The sequence below is a fragment of the Magnetococcales bacterium genome, assembly GCA_015228815.1.
In the GTDB taxonomy this organism is placed as follows: Bacteria; Pseudomonadota; Magnetococcia; order Magnetococcales; family UBA8363; genus UBA8363.
Genome location: JADGCV010000093.1, coordinates 1 through 2,886, shown reverse-complemented (window position 1 = coordinate 2,886; position 2,886 = coordinate 1). Strand labels below are relative to the sequence as shown.

Genomic DNA, 2,886 nt, shown 5'->3' with positions numbered 1-2,886 from the left:
CGGACCGCGGCACCGCGCGGAAAAAAGGCCCCCCCCGATTCTGGGGGGGGCCAGCCCGCGCGGAACGCGGGGGGGGGGGGGTGTAAGAAATTGGAGGCGCTTCGCGCCGACCACAACAGGGGCGCAGCCCCCCGCCACAGGCGGCAGCCGCGAAGCGGCCCAGACTCTCCGCGCCCGCCAGCGCTCAATCAGCCTCCAGCCTCTCCGCGCCCGCCAGACTCTCCGCGCCCGCCAGCGCTCAATCAGCCTCCAGCCTCTCCGCGCCCGCCAGCCTCTCCGCGCCCGCCAGCGCTCAATCAGCCTCCAGCCCCTCCGCGCCCGCCAGACTCTCCGCGCCCGCCAGCGCTCAATCAGCCTCCAGCCCCTCCGCGTCCGCCAGACTCTCCGCGCCCGCCAGCGCTCAATCAGCCTCCAGCCCCTCCGCGCCCAGGCTCACATTCAGGCAATCATTACAAGTAGTACATATCTACATCCTCTCGGTTCACGTTCGCATTACAAGTTTTACATGCATTACACACGCCTTGACTGTTAGATAATTGTAATTACCAACCACGTGGGGGAAATAAAAGGGGGCCGGTTGCGCGCGATCATGGCGTGGCATGGCGGGCGCTCCACACCTCGATTTTTGACCATTTTGCGCGCAATACCGCGCGGAAGTGAGCGGGGATGGTCCATTACAGCAAATCCCAGCCACATCACCACCGGCACGGCACGGCCCAGCCAGAAAGAAAAGCAGGGGACAGGCCAGCCCTGTTGCGGTCCCTGCGCCTGATATGCGATAATCATTCTTGAGCCTCGAAAACTCACAAATCACACAACCACCTGCCTAAATCGGTCGCGCCTGCGCGTCCGTTTGCGTCAGATTCCGGGTGATGTCGCGAATGTCCAGGGCCTCCAGCCTAAATCGCGACATGCCGCATGTGTGAGAGCGGTTTTCGAGCTCCCGGAATCTGGCCAACCCTCGAAAAGCCACCCAGAATCCGGATCCGCCACTCACACAAAGGATCCGCCATGCACACCCTCACCCGTCTCACCAATCTTCTCGCCCTCGCCCAGCAGTCCAGACTACAGCGCATCGATGATGCCCCGTCGCACCTGGTGCATGGCCTCATTTCAGACCTCGAACAGGAAATTCGGCTTGCGGACGCTCAAGAACTTGTTGTGCGCCGTACGGCCGCGCGTGTGCTGCATCGGGATCTGACGGAGGTTGACCCGCCCCCAGGCTGGGAGGAGATCAAAAAAGTATGAACGGCTTCGACTGTAATTAAAAACACCGAAGCCTCAAAGTGAAACGGCCACTGTATGGTGCAGTGGCCGCTTCGAGTCCAACAATGAAACAATGTGTAGGAGAATCATACCATGGAAGACCGGGATATTGTCAAGAATCGTCTGAACGGAACATGGGCAAATATTCTGAATCCTTTGGTCCCGCCTGGGATCCGCATGGATGGCCGGCACGGTCCTTGCCCCATCTGCGGCGGCAAGGACCGATTCCGCTTCGACAACCGCGACGGAGATGGTTCATGGATCTGTACCGCCTGTGGATCGCATGACGGCATCGAGCTGTACAAACGGCTGCGTGGACTGGATTTCCCGGCAGCCCTCCAACAGCTCGCCAGCCTCGTCACCCCCCCAAAAGACAAAACCCCAGCCAGAAAAGAAATGCAGCCTGCCCCGGAGATCAGGCCGACCGTGCCCGCTCCGGAACCAGAGCCCGCAGACCTACACCACAAGGTCCTCGGCGCGCCCGTAGCGACATGGCGGTATCACACCGCAAAAGGCGAGCTGATCGCGATTGCGGCCCGCTACGAAGGCCCGGACAAGAAAATATTCACGCCCTGGATCCACACCAACGGAAAATGGGCCAGTCACCTCCACCCCGCCCCGCGCCCGCTCTACAACCTGCCCGCCCTCAAAGCCAAGCCCCGCCTTCCCGTCATTTTCGTCGAAGGCGAGAAGACCGCCGACGCCGCGCAAAAGCTTTTCCCTCAAGCGGTGGCCACCACGGGCATGAACGGCTCGACTCTTTTCGCCTCCCACGATCTGACGCCCCTGACGGATCGTGTGGTGATCATTGTTCCCGATGCCGACAAGCCCGGCCTCAAGTATGCCGAAAAAATCCGCGAACGCTTGCAGGGCATCGCCACCACGGCCACCGTCATCCGTCTTCCGGAGACCATCGAAATCACCGAAAACGGCGGCTGGGATCTCGCCGACGGTGGCCCGCACCTGGAGGAGGTGGTACGGACGATCAAACAGGCGATTGGAGGAGCCAAGGCCACCAAGCCCTCGCTTTATCTGCCTGGGGATCTGTCTGAACGGGCGCAGGCCATTTATGATGCTCTCGGCTTGGATAGCGGACTTTACGTCTGGGGTGCTGTCCTGGTGCGTCTGATCGAGGTGCGCGGCCAGAAGCAAATGCAGATCTTGGACCCGCAGCGGCTGCATGCCTACCTGACCACGCGATTCACCTTCTACATCAAAAACTCCTCGGGCGAGTGGTCGTCGAAGACCCTGCCGCTCCAGATCTGCACCCACATCATGAGCCTGCCCACCGAGGAATTACCCTTCCCCCCCATCGAGCGTATCTTGAGATCCCCGGTTTACGGCACCGACAAGACGCTTGCCGTCAAGACCGGCTATCACGAAAGCGCGCAGGCGTGGTTGGAGCTGGGCGACTTGCGGTTGGACGTGCCGGCCACGCCGACCGGTCAGGACGTGGAATGGGCGCGTGAGACGCTGGACGATGCCTTGGCCGACTTCCCGTTCCAGGACGAAATCAGCTACGCCAACACCATCTCCCTGCTGCTGCTCCCGACCAGCATTGCCACCAACACTGCGGAGTCAAAACCCGTACCAGCGCCACGAAAGGGAAGACCGGTTAGG

2 protein-coding genes are annotated in these 2,886 nt (G+C 61.4%); both read left to right on the top strand.

The features are described 5' to 3' along the window. Window positions 1-1,011 precede the first annotated feature (1,011 nt). Complete coding sequence (locus HQL76_18145) at window positions 1,012-1,248, top strand: hypothetical protein (protein MBF0111091.1); 237 nt, start codon at window positions 1,012-1,014, stop codon at window positions 1,246-1,248. Between the two features lie 111 nt (window positions 1,249-1,359). Then, window positions 1,360-2,886, top strand: a 1,527-nt coding sequence (locus tag HQL76_18140; GenBank protein MBF0111090.1) for a hypothetical protein, incomplete at its 3' end; no start/stop codon positions are given.

Coding starts and splice junctions, on each gene's coding strand:
- HQL76_18145 (MBF0111091.1), top strand. CDS start 1,012: ATGCACACCCTCACCCGTCTCACCAATCTTCTCGCCCTCGCCCAGCAG.